An 18,420-nucleotide genomic window follows, 5' to 3' on the forward strand; every position below is an offset into this window, starting at 1 on the left:
TGCCAGATGCAGACCAAGAAAGACCATGTCCACGCGTACCAGACGCTTGTCGGCAGGATGAGCGCCGCATTGCTGCTGGGTGACACCAACTACAGCGAGACCCCGGCGCGCCGCGCGCTGATGGGCCTGGTGTTCGGGTTGGTGCTCGGCCTGCTGGTGGGAGTGGGGTTCTGGGTTTACGGGTTGATCAACCCCGGCGGCAACATGGCGTGGCAGAAGCCGAACGTCATCCTGGTGGAAAAGGAGAGCGGCGCACGATTCGTCTACCAGCGCGGCCTGCTGGTTCCGGTCATCAATCACGCTTCGGCGCTGCTGCTGCAGGGCGCGGGCGCGAAGGTCGAGACCATTTCGCGCGCGTCGCTGAGCGAGCTGGAGCGCGGCGCCCCGATCGGTATCCAGAACGCGCCCGACCCAGTTCCTGCGGCGGGTGCGCTGGTCAACACCCCGTGGCTGCTCTGCCTGCCGCGCACCGGCGGCGTCGACGTGCAGGGCGCGGGTCTGATGAGCATGAACCTCAACCCCGACGCCAAGAGCACCCCGATCGGTGAACACGAGTACATGTGGGTCGGCTCGACCTCCGGTGAACAGTACTTGGTTTGGTCGCATCGCAAGCTGAAGCTCGCGGGCCCCGCGGTCGCCGTCGCGCTTGGTCTCGGCACCGCGGCGCCGCCGACGGCGCCTCCCGCGTGGCTGGCCGCGCTGCCGGACGGGCCCGAGTTGGCGCCGGCCGTGATTCCTGACGCGGGCAGGAAGAGCATCGAGATCGCAGGGTTGAAGCAGCCGGTTGGGACGGTGTTTCGTCAGTTGGCGGGCAACGGCACGCATAACTACACGGTGCTGCGCACCGACGGACTGGCCCCTATCTCGGGCACCGAGGCAGCGCTGCTCGAGACCTCCAGCGGGGAGCCTGCGGTCGACATCGGCGCTTCGGCGGTCGCCGGTGCGCCACGCTCCGCGGACACCTCGCTCATGCAGCGGATCCCCGACCTGCTGACCGCGACGTCCGTGCCGACGGGCGAGAAAGCGTTCTGCCTCCGGCAGGAGACCAACAACACGAACATCATCAGCGTGCCGGTCCTGGCGGAGCGCGATGACGCCTGGATCGGGATGAACGCCCAAGTCGGCGCATACCTGAAACCAGGAATGGGGATGCTCGCCGCCTCCGTTCCAGCGCCCCCTGGTGCGGGAGCCAAGCCGGACCGGTTCCTGATCACCGACCGCGGGTTCAAGTACCAACTCACTGATGACCAGACCATCTCGGCACTCGGTTTCGGCGGCGTGCAGCCTCGCCCGGTGTCGGCCGAGGTGCTGGCGCAGATCCCGAGTGGCCCGGCGCTGAGCCGGGCTGCGGTGGGCGTTTTCGAGAAAGGACGTGGCTGAATGAGCCCGCTGACCAAGCGCCGTGACGACGCCGCTGATCGGAGCATGATCGGCCACGTGATCGGCAATGCGCACGTCGTGCGTCCGCGCCACGTGCTGCGCGACGAGATCCGGGATCTGGCGCTGGGCCTCGCCGCGGATCCCGACCACGAGCTCGTGGTGGTCGACTTGCCGATGGACAGCTCGTTCGCGGTGTGGGAGTCGACGGCGAAGCTGCTGCCCCGCAAACGGCGCGGCGTGCGGCTGGTCATCGGCGGTCGGCGGTCCCGGGAGACCACCGCGCTCGCCGGGCAGTGGCTGTCCGAGCGCCTGAACTGTCCCGTCATCGCCCCCGACGGCTCCATCATGCGGAGCGTCGGCGGCTCACTGTTCGTCGACGCGGGCTGGGGCACCGGCTGGGTGCGCTTCCAGCCGGGCAAGCCGCCGAAACCGGACGGCAAGCGGTTCCCCCGCCCTGCCTGGGAGACGGCAGCATGTCTGATCGAGATCATGCCCACCAGCGCGGGCAGCGTCGCCGAACCACTGCCCGGTGGCGTATGGCTGCGCCCGCGAGGCCCGGAGAGCGTGCTTAGAGCCCACCGCAAGCGGCTGGTCGAGACCTTGCCGTGCCAACCCGACGTGTGCGTTGTCGTGCTCGGATGCCCTGGAGCGCCGCCGATCACCATCCAGGACATCACCCGCTTCTGGAGCTGGCTGCCCGACGAGCTGCGAGCGCAGCTGCGCCTGGCGAAGTTCGGCCCTCTCACGGTGCCCGGCAACACGTCCTACTACCAGAACATCGCCGACACACTGGGCGAGCAGATCACCTGCTACACCGGTATTCCGGTCGGCTCGCGCACCGAACCGGAGGTCTACACACTGCGAACGGACGGCACGGTCGGCTGGCGGGCGTTCGCGGAGGAGATGACCTACACCCCGGCCGTGGCGGAGGGGCTCGCGATGCCGCCAGCGCTCAGAAGCTACTGCGCCCCCGTGTTCGGCGTGAAGGAGATCGCGCCGGCCGTCTACCAGTACGCGCCGGATGTCGTGCTGGAGGTTGTGCAGTCCGGTCTGTGGTTGCGCCCGCCCTACGAGCTGCCGCACGCACCGGCGATCCGCTCGGTCGAACCGGACGCCGAGCGACACCTGGTGTTGTTCGAGGACGGCCATGGCGATGCCTCCGGGCGGCTGCGCGAGCTTGCCGAAGACGTGCTCGGCTGCCTCGTTCCCGCGACCCGCCACCTGAGCGGTCTCGTCCGGGCCGAGTCGGTGGTGCAGCAGCGCATCGAGATCGTCGGCCAGGCACTGGGCGCGATCGAGGCGTCGCCTACCGCCGCGGCCGTCACCGCGGGCCCCGCACAGCAGAGCACCGCCGATCCGGGGGAGCGGCCGGCACGCGAACCCGGCCAGGAGACCGACGCGCGGCAGGGTAAGGCGCCGCTTGAGTCCGACGCGCCGCTGTCGGTGGACACGGTGACGACGCGACTGGCGAGCGTCACGCCGGAGGCGCTCTCCCCGATGGCGCCTCCAATGGACGCGACGTCGATGCAGTCCGCGTCGATGGCCGAGGCGGCCACCCACGACGCGCCGCCTGCCGTCCCGGCGCCGTCGGCCGACCCGCCCCCAGTGCCGGGTGACTCGTCCGCCGTGCAAGCCCCGGTTGCCGACCTGCCCGTGGTCGACGCCCCTGGCGCGGAGCGGCCGCGGGTGTCGCCGGTCCAGATCACCGAAGTGGCCGCGCTGCCTGCACCGCAAACCGGGCCGCCGCCTTCCGAGGTGGCGAGTGCGTCAATGCCGCCGACTGGCATCGCGGCCGCCGACGCCCCGGCAGTGACCGGGACACCGGCCGTGCAGCCCCCGGCCCAATCCGACGCGCGGCAGCAAACCGCTGCGTTCGTCACGATCGTGCAGCCCACGCCGTCGACCGCGGCCGCCGCCTTGGTGCCCAAGCGCGGCCTGGACGAGGAACGCGCCTGGCTGCGCCGCACCCTCAGTCGCGAGTACGCCGCGGAGTCCAACTCGGTCAGTCGCGTGCTGTCCGAGCACCCCGGTTTCCAGGGCGCGCTCGAGCGGTCCTCCGGCGGTGTGCTGAGTGACGCCGTGGCGATCCGGCTCTACCTGTCCGGTGAAGGAGACGGCCTCGACCTGCAGCTGCGGATGGGCGCGGTCGGTCCCCATGTGCCGTTCGCGCGCTGCGTCGTCTCCGGTCTGAGCAGGCTGCCCTCCCACCGCGGCGCCACGGTGTTCGCCACGTCGCCGACCCCGCAGGAGTGGGAGCTGTACCGGAGCCGCAAGTTCTTCACCGAGTGGGGTTTCATCAACGCGCTGAGCGCGCCCTGCGCGAAGCAGCGGCAGACCAACGATGTGGACGTGCTGGTGTGGTCCATGACGGCGCGCCGCACGAAGCTGCTCGAACCCGAGCTGAACCCGACCGCGGACCGAGTGCTCTTCGTGCCCGGCACCAGCTTCAAGGTCCTCGACCTCACTGAGCCGGAGGAGGGCGTGCGCGGCCAGGTGCTGTTGCGCGAGCTGGCCGCCAATGAGATCGATTCGGCCGGCCGGGTGGACGACAACCGGGCGTCGCTCGACGAGCTGGCGCTCAACTCGCTACGCCGCTGCCTCGACAAGTGGGCCGAGGCCAAGGGCGAGGTGCGCGTCGCTGACGCCGCGGCGCCGCGGTTCAGCCTGCTGCCGGGCCTCGTCCGCACGACATCCGCGCCGGAGGAGGAACGATGAACCGCCAGTTGCTCGTGGTCGCCGCTGACCGGCCCGGCTCATACCCGACGATCAGCGCTGCGCTCAGGGAAGCCAGGGACGGTGCGACGATCAGCGTGCTGCCCGGACGCTACGAGGAGAACCTCGTGGTCAACCGGATGGTGACCGTCACCGCCGAGGAGGGGCCGGGCACGGTCGAGTTGGTCGCCCGCACGGGCAGCGTCGCCATGATCGCTGCAGGCGCCGCACAGTTGTCCGGCCTCGTGCTGACGGGTGCGGACACGAGCGCCGTGGCGCTGGACATCCGCAAGGGCGAGGTCGCACTGGATGACTGCCAAGTGTCGGGCGCGTCCTGGGCGGCCGTGCTCGCCCACGGCCAGGGCTGCGCGGTGCTGCGCGGCTGCGCCGTCACCAGCAGTGGCGGCGTCGGCATCGTCGTGACGTCCTCGATGCCGAGCATGGCGGAGAACACCGAGGTCGTCGACGCGATGTCCTCGGGCATCGTGGTGACCGAGCAGGGTTCCCTTGAGCTGCGCCGGGTAACTGTGCGCAAGCCCGGGGGCAACGGCATCTGCGTCAACGGCCGCGGCCGCGTGGTGATCGAGGACTGCCAGATCGTCGAGGCGGAGAAGCCTGCGCTCGTGGTCGAACAGGAGGCGAGCGCGGAGGTCCGCGACGTCACAGTCAGCCAGAGCGCGAGCCTCGACCTGTACGTGCGCAGCACCAGCGAGGTCGTGCTCGCCGATTCTGAATTCACCGGAGCGCGTATGCAGTCGGCGCACATCGCTGGCGGGGCCTCGCCTCGGCTGCGTGGCTGCCGGTTCGCCTCGGCGGGCAGCAACGCGGTCTACGTCACCGGCGGCTCGTCGCCGCGGTTCGACGACTGCAGGGTCACCGGCAGTCCGATCGGCGTCCTGGTGGACGCGGCGTCCCATCCGGTGTTCGGGGCGTTGCTGGTCGAGGGCACGTCGCGCGGGGCGGTGTTGGTCGACGCCGAGTCCTCGGTGGGGGTGAAGGGGCTGCGGGCGGTGCCCGAGTCCGGTCCTGCCGTCCTGGTGAAGGGCAGGTCTCGGCTGACGCTCGGCGACGCGGTGATCGAGGTTTCCGATGCCGTCGGCCTGTCGCTCTCGGAGAACTCCAGGGGGGAGCTGACCGACTTGCGCGTCACCGGCCCGGCGGCACACCTGGTGAGGCTGGAGAGCGGGGCACGCGGTGAGTTCGCGTCCACCCTGCTGCGGGGCGGCGGCTTGCGCGCCGAGGAGGCCAGTCTCACCATTCGGGACAGCGAAGTTGTCGATGCGCGGGAGGACGGCATCAGCGCGGGCACGGGCAGCAACGTGCATGTGATCCGCTGCCGGGTGCGTTCGGCGAAGCGGCACGGCGTGCACCTGCTCAGCGGGTCGCGCGGCGATGTTCGCGGCTGCGAGGTGACCGGGAGCGCGGGCGACGGCGTCCTCCTTGACACCGAGGAGGCTGTCACCGTCGCGGAGTGCACGGTCACCGGCAGCGGCGGTAGCCCGGTGCGCAAGGCGGTCGAGCACGAACGGCTGTCGGTGGCGAGCATCGTCACCGACGAGCCGCAGGCGCAGCAGCGGTCTTCGCGGCCGGCTGACGGCGCTTCCCAGCCCGGGCCCGCCTTGGGCGAGGAGCACTGGGACGGCGGTTTCGCCCCTGCAGGCGAGGACCAGCATCCGACGCTCGGTGGCGCGATGGGCGCCGAGCTGGAGGGGCCACTCGCCGAGCTGGACTCGCTGATCGGTCTCGACGGTGTGAAGCACGAGGTGCTCGGCCTGATCAACCTGATCAAGATGACCCAGCGTCGCCAGCAGATGGGTCTGCCGATGCCACCGATGAGCAGGCACTTGGTGTTCGCGGGTCCTCCTGGCACCGGTAAGACAACGGTCGCCCGGCTCTACGGATCGGTGCTGGCGGAGCTCGGCATTCTCGCCCGTGGTCACATGGTCGAGGTCGCGCGGGCAGACCTGGTCGCCCAGTACATCGGTGCCACGGCCATCAAGACCGCCGAGGTCGTGAACAAGGCCATGGGCGGCGTGCTGTTCATCGACGAGGCGTACACCCTGTCGAGCCAGTCCGGTGGCAACGGTCCCGACTTCGGCCAGGAGGCCATCGACACGCTCATGAAGATGATGGAGGACCACCGTGACGAGATCGTGGTGATCGTCGCGGGCTACTCCGAGCTGATGGAGCAGTTCCTGGCCTCCAACCCCGGTCTGGCATCCCGGTTCTCGAAGACCGTCGAGTTCCCCAACTACAGCGTCGAGGAGCTGGTCACGATCACGACCAACCTCTGCCGCAAGCACTACTACGAGCTGACCGACGATGCGGTCGACGCGCTGACCGACTATTTCGAGCGCGTCCCGAAGAACGACACCTTCGGAAACGGCCGCGTGGCCCGCAAGTTGTTCGAGGCGATGGTCAGCAACCAGGCATCACGTCTCGCGATGCAGCCGCCGTCCAAAGACACCGAGCTGAGCAGGCTCACTGCCCAGGACCTGGCGAGCGAGCTCGTGGCGCTCGGCGAGGACGCGCCCCGCGCGGCCCTCCCCGACGCAAGCACCGACCCCTCCGCCGCGGTGCAGGCGACGCTGGGCTGGCAGCGGTTCGCGGGGCTGTGCGGACTGGAGAGCGTGCGCGAGGCCGCCGGGCGCACCCTCGTGCGGCTGTGTGGGCTCAAGGCACGCAACAAAGGGCTGGGCAGACAGGCGAACGTCGTGCTGTCCGGCCGGCCGGGCATGGGACGGCGTGCGGTCGCGTCGCTCTACGCGCAGAGTCTCACCGAGCTCAGGCTGATCAGCAGCGGTCACGTGACGCGGCTGTCGATCGGCCGCGATCTGTGTCCGCGCTGGCCGGGGCAGGCGGTGAGCCTGGTGTCGACGGCGTTCGACGAGGCGAGCGGCGGCGTGCTGCTGCTCGATGCGGACGGCGACTGGGCGACCGACTCGGGCGAGCGGCGGACCGAGACGATCGACGCGCTCGGCGAGGCGGTGCGGCGCAACCCGGCAGGCCCGGTCGTGCTGCTATCCGGCGAGGCTGTGTCGTTAACCCGGCTCTCCGAGTCCTCCACCGCCTTTGGCGAGTGCTTCGCCGAGCGGTGGGACTTCGCAGAGTACGACGTGGACCAGTTGACTGCGCTCGCGGTGCGGCAGCTCACGCGCTGCGGCCACAAGGTGCCGGAGAACGTGGCGGACGCGTTGCGCGGCCTGCTCTCCGACGGCGGGCACACGGCATGGGACACCCACCGGCTCGCGCAGCGGCTCGCCACCACCGCGGCCTCGCGCACGCTGGCGGAGGCCGACTTGCACGCCATCACCATGTCCGCGCTGCCGTCGTTGGCCCTGGACGAAGGACTCGCGTCGGTCGGCTGATCGGCGGAGTAGGCTGCCCGCGGCGTTGGAGGCGCGATGCCGCGGGTACCTGACCTCAGGGCCCGTCGCGGCTCCATTGCACCTGGTCGGCGTTCGGGAGTTGGCGCAACCGCGGCATTCCCATCCTTCTCGGCGGCGCGCGTGCCGTCGAGAACACCTGGTTCGTTCAGCAGCGCGAACTGGGCTGGGGCAACCACTTGATCACACATCCCGGCTCAGACATGGTCGCTGACAGACGGCGGGTGCATGGCGGCCAAGAAAAAGCTGCGCCAACATCGGCGGCTGGCTCGGGCCGCGAGACGACGACCTGGCCGGGCGGGCTCGCAACCTCGTCACGGAAGGCATGCACGCCCACGGCGCCATGCACATAGGCAGCCTGATCAGCCACTCGGTGCGCGTTGGGGGAGATGGTGGTGCGCAACTGCCGCAGCGGCGTGGGCATCACGGTGACGGTGAAGACGTTCGGGTGCCGTCCGCCGGCGGCCGCGTCGACCAGGTATCACCGCTTTACGCGGCAGCACGACACACGGTCCGGGCGGGCCGGGTATACACCGGCCCGCCCGGACCGTCGCCACTTGCCGATTTCGGTGCCCGGCGGCCGGTCCGGCGGTCACGCCGCCGTGCGAACCGCTTTCAGTTGCCAGATCGGTAGCAGCACGCGGCCCTCGCCGTCGGTCGGGAACGCGGTGAGCCCGTCGATGTTGGCCGCATCGCCCAGGACCGCCCGCGCGCTCACTTGAAGCTCCTCCAAGGTGCAAGCGGTCGTGTAGTTAGCGGCTTCGAGCTGCTCGATCGTCCAGTGCGCTCCGAGCGTCTCCCGCAGGCTGGCCTCGCTGACCAGGTGCCGGTCGGGGTAGATGCCCCGCAGCGCGGTTGAGAAGGCGAGCAGGTGCAGCCGCGCGTCCGGCCGGGTCGCCTTCGTGAGCGCGGCGGCGTACTGATGACGCTCGTGCTCTGTCAAGACGTGGTAGAGAGCGCAGTCCAGCACCGTGTCGAAGCATGCCTCGTACCCTTCGAGTTCGAGCGCGTCGGCAAGGTCGAACGTGACATCGACGCCTTTCGCGGCTGCTCTGGCCCGTGCCTGCTCGACCGCTGACGGCGCGCAATCGAGCCCGGTGACGCGCAGCCCGCGCGACGCGAGGAACACGGAGTTGTCGCCGAGCCCGCAACCGATGTCAAGTACGTCGCCGGTGAACTCGCCTGCCTCGGCCAGCTCGACGACCAGGGGTTGCGGTGCGCCGAGGTCCCACGGCATCTTCGGGGCTTTCGGGGTATCGCCGCTGTACAGCTTCTCGAATGAGGCACTGTCGACGCCTGCAGCCGGATTTGACATTTTCGCTCCTCGATGAGGATGTGGCTTGACCAGCACACAAGCCCACCGGGCGATACGACGCCCGTCAACAGGGTTGGTGAACATAGGTGCACAGGGGAAACCGATTCTGCCCTGGAGCGGCTGCTCTCGGTGGATTCGGCACCGAACGTGCCTGATACCGGTCGCGCCCCTGTCTGATGAGGACTTTTCGGCGAGTTGGCGCTCTGGCGCGAGTGTCGTGTCCGGACGCTCCGTGCGAAACGCCGCGAACCACCCGCCGGGCTTGGGCTTTCGCACGCGGTTCAGCGTGAAAGCTATGTGCGCGATCGACCACAAGGGCGAGCCGAGCTGTACTACACCGCCTACACCGGCGCCGTCGACTTGTTCATCCCCAGGTAACCCGGCGCCAGCAACGCGCCGATCTCCTCCCGTACGGCCTCGAGCAACGATCCGCCACCACCCATCGGCGTCGGCGTGCGGAGGGACACGACCTCGCGCCCCAGCACGGCCGCTGCGGCGCCGAGGATGAACGACAGCTGGCCGGCCGCTTGGGGGCGAACGTTGATGGGAGGCGTGGGCAGCACCGTGGAGTGTCCTTCGAGGGCAGTCCACTCTGCACGAAGGTCCATCCCGCTATCCATTGTGTGCTGAGCGTCATAGCCTACCGGTGTCGGTTAGCGGACTACCGGACTTGCTATTCCGCAGCCGCGCGAAACTGTTCGGTAAACGAGAGGTTGCGGTTCTTGTCCCGGCTGATGATCTCCCGGAATATCTGGGTGATCTATGGTTTGTATTTGGAGGCCGGTATGGTCGAGAAAGAGGTAGCTGGTCTGCGCACGCGGGCCTGCTTGCCCGCCGGCTTCGAAGACCTCGACACCTCACGCTCATCGCACAGCGCGACACGAATCAAGCATAACGACACGCCCTATAGCCGGAAGATCATTAATGTCCGATATTCCCCCATTGTCGATCGTCAAAGGTGTGCGGATCGTCCGCCGTAATGATGCGAGCAAGACCGAAGTTCCGTTGCTCTTGTGTGCAGGTAATGCCGCTGACGCGCCGTTTGAACGATCGGCTGAAAGGTCTCAACGAAATGCATGTCATGTTTGCCGGCGACGATCGAGTTTCCCTGGGGAGTATCGTCGAAGCTGCCGGAGATGGTGTTGAGGTATCCGTCGACAGCACCATCCGCGACCGCGTCGAGGTCGCACGCTCCACGCTGGTGCGGTTCGTTGACGAGGAGCGGGTCATCTACGGAGTGAACACCAGCATGGGAGGGTTCGTCGACTGGCTGGTCCCCACCACGTTGGCCACCACGTTGCAAGAGAACCTGATCAATGCGGTGGCGACCAATGTCGGGTCCTATGTGGATGCCCACACCACCCGCTCGATCATGCTGTCGCGGATCGTGTCGCTGTAGAGGGCACTCGGCGATCTCGATCGAGAACTTCGACAAACTCGTCGAGATCTACAACGCGGGCGTCATTCCCTGCATCCCTGAGAAAGGCTCGTTGGGTACCAGCGGTGACCTCGGGCCGCTGGCGGCGATAGCGCTGGTGTGCATCGGCCAGGGCAAGGCACGGTTGCACGGCAAGGTCATGGCGGGTGCGGATGTCCTCGCCCAAGTGGGCATCGAGCCTATGCACTTGTCCTACAAGGAAGGCTTGGCGCTGATCAACGGGACTTCGGGCATGGTCGGCATGGGTGCCATAGCGGTCGAACGTGCCAGGTACCTGCTGGACACCTACCTGACAGTGTCCGCGCTGTCCATCGAGGGTCTCGCGGGAATGACCAAACCGTTCGACCCGCGCGTGCATCGACTCAAGCCCCATATTGGGCAACAGGAGATCGCCGAGCGTATTTGGTCGTTGCATGCGGACTCCGCGCTGGCCGTCGTTGAGGAGCAGACCGCGCGGACCCTGGCGGGCGAGATGGGCGATGCGGCGAAAGCGGGTTCCCAACCGATCGAGGACGCCTACTCCATCCGGTGCACACCGCAGATCTTGGGTCCAGTGCTGGAAACTCTGCGCTCCGTGACGAGCACCGTGGAGAACGAGCTCAACTCGTCCAACGACAACCCGTTGATCATTCCCAGCGAGGACGACGTGTTCCACAACGGACACTTCCACGGACAGTACGTCGCGATGGCGATGGACCACTTGACGATCGCGATGACGACCTTGACCAACCCGGCTAACCGCCGGGTCGACCGGTTCCTCGACAAGAGCAACAGCAACGGGCTGCCTTCGTTCCTGTGCAGCGTGGATCCGGGACTGCGGCTGGGGCTCATGGGCGGTCAGTTCATGACCGCGTCGCTCACCGCGGAGAACCGCTCGCTCGCGATGCCGGTCTCGATCCAGTCGCTCACCAGCACCGGCGACTTCCAGGGCATCGTGTCATTCGGCTTCGTCGCGGCGCGGCGGGCCACTGAGGTGCTCCGCAACGCGATGTACGTCGTCGCATTCGAGCTGATCTGTGCTTGTCAGGCGATCGACATCCGAGGTGCTGAGGGCCTGTCGTCCTCAACCCGACCGCTCTACGAACAGGTTCGCAAGATCGTGCCGTTCCTCGACCAGGACATATCGATCACCGACTACGTCGAATCCGTCGTCGAAGAAGTCCTGTCGCCTGACTGGGCTCGATCAGGCCAGGTCGACCGGTGACCGCGGTCAGTGAGCTGGTGGGGACGTGGCGGTTGGAGTCCTATCAGGAGTTGGACTCGGCTGGGGAGATCGTTGACGAGCCTTTTGGGCACGCTCCCGTCGGCAAGCTCGTCTACACCGGCGACGGGCACATGTCAGTGATCCTGATGCGCGCTGAGCAGGCCGCGCTGCGAGTTCCCTTTCCCCGGTATGCCACGATTAAACAGAAAACGTCGACTGTAGACGGTTGCCTCGGGTACAGCGGCACGTACCGCATCGAGGATAAAGTAATCGTACATCACGTCGAAGTCAGCTCGTTTCCCGACTGGGTGGGGCTGGAGCAGCGCCGAGTGATGGAACTCGACCACGGCAAACTGGTTCTGAGGTCGACGCCGTACGTGTGGTGTGGGGAAGTCAGGACACCGGTACTGACGTGGTTTCGTTACTTAGAGTTCCTAACAAAGGGTTTTGATGTGTCGAAAGCAGATGATGCAGGTGGCCAGGCCGAGGAACGCCTCGTGGATGTCGGCGCGGCGTTCCCAGCGGATGCGCAGGCGTCGCATGCCGTGGTACCAGGCGATCGTGCGCTCGACGACCCACCTGATCACGCCGAGTCCGGAGCCGTGGCCGGTTCCCCGCCTGGCGATCTTCGGGTCGATCCCCATGTCGCGCAACTCGTCGCGGTGCTTGTCGGAGTCGTAGGCGCGGTCGGCATACAGGGCGTCGGGCCGGCGGCGGGGGCGCCCGCGCCTGCCTCGCACGGGTGGGATCGCCTCGACCAGTGGGAGGAGTTGGGTGACGTCATTGACGTTGCCGCCGGTCAGGCTGAATGCCGTCGGAATGCCGCCGCCCTCGGTGATCAGGTGGTGTTTGGAGCCTGGCCGGGCGCGGTCGACCGGGCTGGGGCCGCTTTTGGGCCACGCCGTGCCGCCCGCACATGCGAGCTGTCGATCACCGCCCGCGACCAGTCCAGCTTCCCGGCCGCGTTCAGCTCGGCCAAAAGCTCCTCGTGCAGCCGCTGCCACACCCCGGCCTCGTTCCACTCCGCCAGGCGCCGCCAGCAGGTCATCCCGGACCCGAATCCCAGCTCCTGGGGCAGAAACTCCCACTGGATCCCGGTATGCAACACGAACAGGATGCCCTGCAAGACCAGTCGGTCCGGCAGCCGCTTGCGACCCAGCCGAGGCAGCGCGTTCTCCCAGCCCGGCAACAACGGCTCGATTCGCTCCCACAGCTCGTCCGACACGATCCACGGCGGCTGCTCACCCTTCCTCACATGATCATGATTAACGATCAAGGAACTCCAGACACCACACGTGATCATTCTGTTAGGAACTCTAATGACGTGAGGAGCGGACGCCGCCATGGCGAGCACCGTTGGATCAACTATTGATTACAAGGCCTCATACGCAAGCCTGCTGGATGACTACCGTGCCCGGACATCGTTGTCCGCGGCTGCGTGGCAGCGTGGAAGGCTGGTACTACCGGGCGGTGAGACCAGGACCGTCACCACGTACTCCCCGTATCCGACCTTGATCAGAAAGGGGCAAGGGGCGCACTTGACCGATCTCGACGGCAACCACTACGTCGATCTCGTCAACAACTACACCTCTCTCGTCCACGGGAGTGCGTACGGCCCCGCGACTGAGGCCGCCGTAGCGGTTCTGAGGGGAGGCGCGATTTTTCGCCGGTCCGCACGAGTCGCAGTTGCGCCTCGCGGAAATGCTGACCAACCGAATCGACACGGTGGAGCTGGTTCGGTTCACGAACTCGGGAACTGAGGCAGCACTGCTAGCCGAGAGGCTGGCGGCAAGAGCGACCGGTCGACACAAGGTACTCGTCTTCGACGGGAGCTACCACGGCAGCGCTCCTGAGCTGATGCAAGGCCATCCCCAGGTGGTGACGGCGCCGTACAACGACCTCGACGCGGTCGACCGGGCAATGACGAACGAGATCGCTGCGGTGTTCGCCGAGCCGTTCCTCGGAGCAGGTGGTGTGATCCCGTCCGCGCCGGGCTTCCTTCGCGGAGTCCAAGACCTGGCGCACGCGCGCGGAGCGTTGTTCGTCCTGGATGAGGTGCAGTCACTCCGCAACGACGTGGGAGGGGAACAGGCGAAGCTTGGCCTGACACCAGATCTCACGCTCCTCGGCAAGATCATCGGCGGCGGCTTGCCCATCGGCGCTGTCGGAGGAGAGCGGGATCTGCTGCTGTTGACCGCTCCCGGCACCCCCGACCGTCTCGCGCACTCGGGGACCTTCAACGGCCACCCGGCTGCGGCAGCGGCAGGCGCGATCACGTTGGCACACCTGAATGCAGGGGCGATCGATCGACTGGAGCGGGCGGCGACGACCTTGGCCGCAAGCATCACCAGCAGTGCCGCGCAAGCCGGCATGCCGATCGTGGTAACCCGCGCGGGTTCCATCCTCAACGTGCACTTCACCGACACGCCTCCGACGTCGGCCGCCCATGTGCGGGAAACGAACACCGACCTGCTGTCCGCCCTGCACCTGGCATTGCTCAACCAGGGCGTCTACACCACCCCGCGCGGCCTCATCAATCTCTCGACAGCTTTCCGTGCCGAAGACTTGGCCAAGGTCGAGGAGGCATACGCGAAGGCGTTCGAGCGGATTGCCCGCATCAGCGTGAAGCCCGGCCATCCGTCAGGCCAGTGGCCGGTGCCGGCGCCACGTGTCGCGGCCGAACGCGTCAGTGTGACTACTGACGTTCGTGATCTAGGGTGACGGTCGTGTGTGATCATGACTGACTGTGTCGGTGATCAAGCAGGGTGTGCCGGTTCGTCGGGATCGGGCCGCGATGGAGTCGGTGCGGCTGGCCGCGGCCGAGTTGTTCGAACAGGGCTACTCGCAGGCCGAGGTCGCGCGGTTGCTGGAAACCTCGCGACAGAATGTCCACCGGTGGCACGAGAAATGGCAGCGTGGTGGCCGCGAGGAGCTGGTCAGCGTAGGCCCGCCGGGGCGGGCACCGAAGCTCGACGAGCAGCAGTTGCGGCATGTTCGCGACGCACTGCTGGCCGGCGCGCGGTCGAACGGGTTCGACCAGGATCTCTGGACTCTGCGGCGGATCGCTACGGTGATCGAGCGCATCACCGGAGTGCAGCACCATCCCGGGCATGTCTGGTACATCCTGCGGGACCGGCTCGGTTGGAGCGCGCAGCGCCCGGCCCGTCGTGCCGTGGAGCGCGACGAGGACGCGATCGAGACCTGGGTCGGAAACGACTGGCCCAGGATCAAAAAAACGCCGTCGAACGCGGAGCGTGGATCGTCTTCTTCGACGAGTCCGGACTGTCACTGACACCGACCGTGCGCCGCAGCTGGGCACCCATCGGGCAAACACCCGTGCTGGAGCACCGGTTCAACTGGAAACGCGCCTCGATGGCCGCCGCACTGTGCTACCCACCCAACCCCGACGACCGCCGCACACCCGAGGTGGCCTTCCACGTCCAATACGACTCCTACAACACCGAAACACTCATCGAGGTACTGGACGAACTGCGTACTTTCCTTGCACCGCAACTAGTAACGCTGATCTGGGACGGGCTTCCCGCTCACCGCAGCAAAGCCATGACCGCCTTCCTGGCCACACAAGCCGACTGGCTGACCGTCGAACGACTGCCCGCCTATGCGCCCGACCTCAACCCCGTGGAAGCCCTCTGGTCCAGCGTCAAAGGCGTCGAACTGGCCAACCTCTGCCCCGACACCATCGACGAAGCCATCACCTGCGCCCAACACGGCATCGACCGCGTCCGCGCAACCGAGCACCTGCCCTACTCATTCCTTCAACACACCGGACTGTCACTCTAAAACACGAAGCTCAGTAAGTAGTGCTTTGTTAATAGCTCGTGGTCGAGGCGGAGCAGGGCGCAGAAGGCTTGGGTGAGGCCGGGGAGGGTGATGCGGCGGTGCTAGCCGGACTCCATCAGCCGAGGACGAATCCGCTCGATCTCATTCGGAGTCGCGACCAAAGTTAGCCGCAATCCACACTGGACTATCCAATAGACACATCAAGGCATAACAAAGCACTGCTATGAGCCATGGAGGAAATGTGAAAACGTCCCCAGCCATCGTGATCGAGGAACCTGCCAATGACAAAGCTGACGTGTCGGTGGTTCGCCAGCGCATTGACGAAATCGACCAGAGAATCATCGGTTTGATCCACACTCGCAAGGTGATGTCCCAACAAGTGCAGCGCACTCGCATCGACGCGGGCGGGCAGCGGGTCGAACCCATCAGGGAAGCCGCGATCACGAAAAACTACTGCGCGCCGTTCGGCGAGGCCGGTAGCGCGCTCGCGGCCGCACTGCTGCGGATCTGCCGGGGACAACACGCAACTCAATTGCCGGACAAGGGAGGAAGATGATGAGATCGCACGCCGTGCTCGATTCGCCGGCAGCGCAACAACCAGAATGGCCGGACCCGTGTGCACTACGGGACGTGGTGGATGAGCTCGCTGGGCAGCCGCCACTCGTCTCGCCCCGTGAGTGCGATCGGCTGCTGGCCAAGCTCGCCTCGGTGGCCGCTGGCGAGGCATTCCTCATCCAAGGCGGGGACTGCGCGGAAACCTTCGCTGAGGCGGTCCCAGCAACCTTCGGAGGGAAGGTACGCGGTGCTCCGCCAGATGGCGGAGGTGCCCGGCGCCAGCATGAGACTGCCGGTGGTGACCGTCGGCCGCATCGCGGGTCAGTACGGGAAGCCGCGCTCCTCTGCAACGGAAACCAGGGGCGGGACGGTCCTGCCGAGCTACCGAGGCGACGCCGTGAACGGGATGGCCTTCTCGGCCCAGGAACGCACACCGGACCCCCGTAGACTCCTTCAGGCGTACCGGGCCGCGTCTGACACCCTGATGTGGCTTCGGGATTTCGCGGGCGAGGAGTTCTTCACCAGCCACGAGGCGCTGCTGCTTCCGTACGAAATGGGACTCAGCCGCACTGACTTCCTGACTGGTCGACGGTTCGGCTCGTCGGGCCACATGCTTTGGATCGGGGAGCGGACGAGGAGACTCGACGGTGCGCATGTCGAGTTCGCCGCTGGGGTTTGCAATCCGATCGGTGTGAAACTCGGCCCGACTGCCGCCCCAGCCGACGTGTTGGCGCTGATCGAAAGGCTGGACCCGGACCGTCAACCGGGACGAATCACGCTGATCACTCGAATGAGCGCTGGTAAGATCCGCGATGTTCTCCCGCCGTTTGTGGAAGAGGTCACAGCGAGCGCGCCCGCGGTGACCTGGGTGTGCGATCCCATGCACGGAAACACGTTCTCTTCTCCGAGCGGGTACAAAACCCGTCGTTTCGATGACGTGCTCGACGAGGTCGTGGGCTTTTTCGAAGTCCACCGGGCCCTTGGGACTCATCCAGGAGGCCTGCACCTGGAGCTCTCCGGTGAGGCCGTCACCGAATGCGTCGGCGGGAGTCTCCCGGTGACCATGGAAAGTCTGGGCCAGCGGTACGAGACGGCTTGTGACCCGCGTCTGAACCGCGATCAAGCCCTCGAGCTCGCGGTAGCGGTGGGCAAGCTGACGCGGTCGTGAGCCGCTTGGAGCAAGTCGCGGCCACAGCCCGGGCCGTGGCCGAATTCGCGCGGCTGTTGCGCCAACACCGCGACAACGAACTCGAAGTCTGGGCCGACCAAGCAGAAAACAGTGGCGTTCGCAAGAACTGCTCCTTCGCCACCACCCTGTACTGCGACTGGGACGTCGTCGTCGCTTGACTGTCCCTGCTGCACAGCAATGGTCCTACCGAGGGCAACGTGAACAGGTCGAAGCTGATCAAGCACGCCATGTTCGGTGAACGTGCCCGGCCCCAGCGTCATCGAATGTGTGCCAGAACCAGAACGGAGTAGCGCCGACATAGGTGGTCTTGGCGACCTCGGCAGCCACAACAGCTTGATCACCGCATTGTCGGACGGGAAGTGCCCGGGTGTTCTTGGTGATCTCGCGGAGCTGGTAGTTCAACGACTCGATCGCATTCGTGAAACAGATGATCTCGCGGACCTCCGGTGGGAACTCCAGAACCGGAATGAACCGCTCCGGGTGACAGGAGGTCGCACCAGGTAAGCGAACGGCCAAGGGATCGGTGGTTGCCGATGGTGTAGTCCCAGGTCAGCGCTCGATGACCTTTCTGCCCTCCGCGGATCGAGCTACCTGCCACAGAGATCACGGCCTCTTTTGCGCGAGCTTGCTCGGCCCTACGCCGCCAGCCGCCCCGAGAAACCGGACAACCCTGAGGCTCTGACTCACGACTTTTGACCAGCTTCTGTTGGAGTCGGCCGGCGTGGTTGGCCTCGGCGAGGCGGCGAACCAACCGGCGGCGGTGGCGAAGGAGACGCGGTGTCCTGCCAGGAAGGCGCGGATGCCCAGTCCGATGGACAGGTCGGTCTCGCCGGCACCGAAGGGCCGAGGAGGACCGCATCTTCCTTGGCTGCGACGAAATCCAGTGTTCCAGGATACGTGTCTCGTCTCAGGGAGCGTTGCCGAATTCGAACTCTTCCAAGGACTTCCTACTCGGTGATCGGGCGGCGAGGATGCGTCCCTCGCCGCCGTGAGCGGACTGGCAAGCGCCCAGAATAGACGCGCTGAGAGCCGTGTCGGAGAGTTGCTCGATGGCGGTTCGATGTTGTCGTGGCGCCGGGGGTGGAGCCACCAGGCGCCCCATTGCACATGCCGAGCACTTCCAGCGCGTCGCCGCGCGAGTCGACCGTCCGGATTTGGCCGGCGCACACGCTTGCCTCGTTGATGTCGGCGATCGCCTTGAGGGCGACTTGGCGGCTGTTGTCGTAGGTGGCGGCGAGTTCCACGGGCGGCCCGGTCTCGGAGTGCATCAGCAGCCGGGGACCCGGGCAGGCTAGGTCGCGCGCGGCGTCACGGTGATTTCGATGACGTCGCGTAATTTCGCGGCAGGGTCGAGCTTCGTCTGCGTCGTCTGCTCATTCGTGTCGGATCGCGCCAGCGGTGATCCCGCCGCGCGTGTCCAGGTCGGTGCAAGGTGGTGGT

Annotated in this window: 12 protein-coding genes and 4 pseudogenes; 12 read left to right on the forward strand and 4 right to left on the reverse strand. The window is 66.7% G+C overall.

Annotated elements, in window-relative coordinates; genetic code table 11:
* Nucleotides 1-6: 6 nt before the first annotated feature.
* The 3 genes from eccB to E1288_RS29660 are packed head-to-tail and all read left to right on the forward strand — an operon-like array spanning nt 7 to nt 7,460.
* Nucleotides 7-1,380, forward strand: coding sequence for a type VII secretion protein EccB (eccB, locus tag E1288_RS29650; protein WP_132490829.1), 1,374 nt, complete (start codon nt 7-9; stop codon nt 1,378-1,380).
* A complete protein-coding gene (locus E1288_RS29655) occupies nt 1,381-4,095 on the forward strand; it encodes a hypothetical protein (protein ID WP_132490832.1) in 2,715 nt (904 codons plus the stop codon).
* Nucleotides 4,092-7,460, forward strand: coding sequence for a right-handed parallel beta-helix repeat-containing protein (locus E1288_RS29660; RefSeq protein ID WP_132490835.1), 3,369 nt, complete (start codon nt 4,092-4,094; stop codon nt 7,458-7,460). Before E1288_RS29655 ends, E1288_RS29660 begins: the two co-directional genes overlap by 4 nt.
* A 610-nt stretch (nt 7,461-8,070) precedes the next feature.
* Here E1288_RS29660 and E1288_RS29665 read toward each other — a convergent pair.
* Nucleotides 8,071-8,877, reverse strand: a complete 807-nt coding sequence (locus E1288_RS29665) for a class I SAM-dependent methyltransferase (protein WP_235883879.1) — start codon at nt 8,875-8,877, stop codon at nt 8,071-8,073.
* 257 nt (nt 8,878-9,134) lie between these two features.
* Entirely contained in the window at nt 9,135-9,401 is a 267-nt protein-coding gene (locus E1288_RS29670; RefSeq protein ID WP_132490838.1) for a hypothetical protein, read from the reverse strand.
* Between the two features lie 473 nt (nt 9,402-9,874).
* Here E1288_RS29670 and E1288_RS29675 point away from each other — a divergent pair.
* Nucleotides 9,875-11,435 (forward strand): annotated as a pseudogene (locus E1288_RS29675) (phenylalanine aminomutase (D-beta-phenylalanine forming)).
* Between the two features lie 17 nt (nt 11,436-11,452).
* Nucleotides 11,453-11,797, forward strand: a pseudogene (locus tag E1288_RS50480) (lipocalin-like domain-containing protein); the annotation flags it as partial.
* Between the two features lie 72 nt (nt 11,798-11,869).
* Here the strand turns inward: E1288_RS50480 and E1288_RS29685 are convergent.
* A protein-coding gene (locus E1288_RS29685) for an IS5 family transposase (RefSeq protein ID WP_165968314.1) occupies nt 11,870-12,663 on the reverse strand; the annotation gives its coding sequence in 2 pieces (ribosomal slippage) (nt 11,870-12,330 and nt 12,330-12,663; 795 coding nt in all).
* A gap of 458 nt (nt 12,664-13,121) precedes the next feature.
* Here E1288_RS29685 and E1288_RS29695 point away from each other — a divergent pair.
* The 7 genes and pseudogenes from E1288_RS29695 (at nt 13,122) to E1288_RS47230 (ending at nt 17,138) form a co-directional block, all read left to right on the forward strand.
* Complete coding sequence (locus tag E1288_RS29695) at nt 13,122-14,156, forward strand: aminotransferase class III-fold pyridoxal phosphate-dependent enzyme (protein ID WP_165968311.1); 1,035 nt, start codon at nt 13,122-13,124, stop codon at nt 14,154-14,156.
* 25 nt (nt 14,157-14,181) lie between these two features.
* Nucleotides 14,182-14,727, forward strand: coding sequence for a winged helix-turn-helix domain-containing protein (locus tag E1288_RS29700; protein WP_132490849.1), 546 nt, complete (start codon nt 14,182-14,184; stop codon nt 14,725-14,727).
* Nucleotides 14,718-15,236 (forward strand): transposase, encoded by a 519-nt coding sequence (locus E1288_RS29705; RefSeq protein ID WP_235883882.1) that lies wholly within the window; start codon nt 14,718-14,720, stop codon nt 15,234-15,236. The genes E1288_RS29700 and E1288_RS29705 overlap by 10 nt, the downstream gene beginning before the upstream one ends.
* A 241-nt stretch (nt 15,237-15,477) precedes the next feature.
* Entirely contained in the window at nt 15,478-15,792 is a 315-nt protein-coding gene (locus tag E1288_RS29710; RefSeq protein ID WP_165968312.1) for a chorismate mutase, read from the forward strand.
* Nucleotides 15,792-15,956, forward strand: a pseudogene (locus E1288_RS49910) (3-deoxy-7-phosphoheptulonate synthase); the annotation flags it as partial. The gene E1288_RS29710 and the pseudogene E1288_RS49910, both read left to right, overlap by 1 nt.
* Nucleotides 15,957-16,050: 94 nt before the next feature.
* Entirely contained in the window at nt 16,051-16,959 is a 909-nt protein-coding gene (locus E1288_RS49050; RefSeq protein WP_268951891.1) for a 3-deoxy-7-phosphoheptulonate synthase, read from the forward strand.
* Entirely contained in the window at nt 16,956-17,138 is a 183-nt protein-coding gene (locus E1288_RS47230; protein WP_165968309.1) for a hypothetical protein, read from the forward strand. Before E1288_RS49050 ends, E1288_RS47230 begins: the two co-directional genes overlap by 4 nt.
* Before the next feature lie 162 nt (nt 17,139-17,300).
* On the opposite strand, the pseudogene E1288_RS29720 reads toward E1288_RS47230, so the two are convergent.
* A pseudogene (locus tag E1288_RS29720) lies at nt 17,301-17,457 on the reverse strand (transposase); the annotation flags it as partial.
* Nucleotides 17,458-18,420: the final 963 nt, after the last annotated feature.

It is taken from the genome of Saccharopolyspora elongata, from assembly GCF_004348985.1.
GTDB classification, from domain to species: Bacteria; Actinomycetota; Actinomycetes; order Mycobacteriales; family Pseudonocardiaceae; genus Saccharopolyspora; species Saccharopolyspora elongata.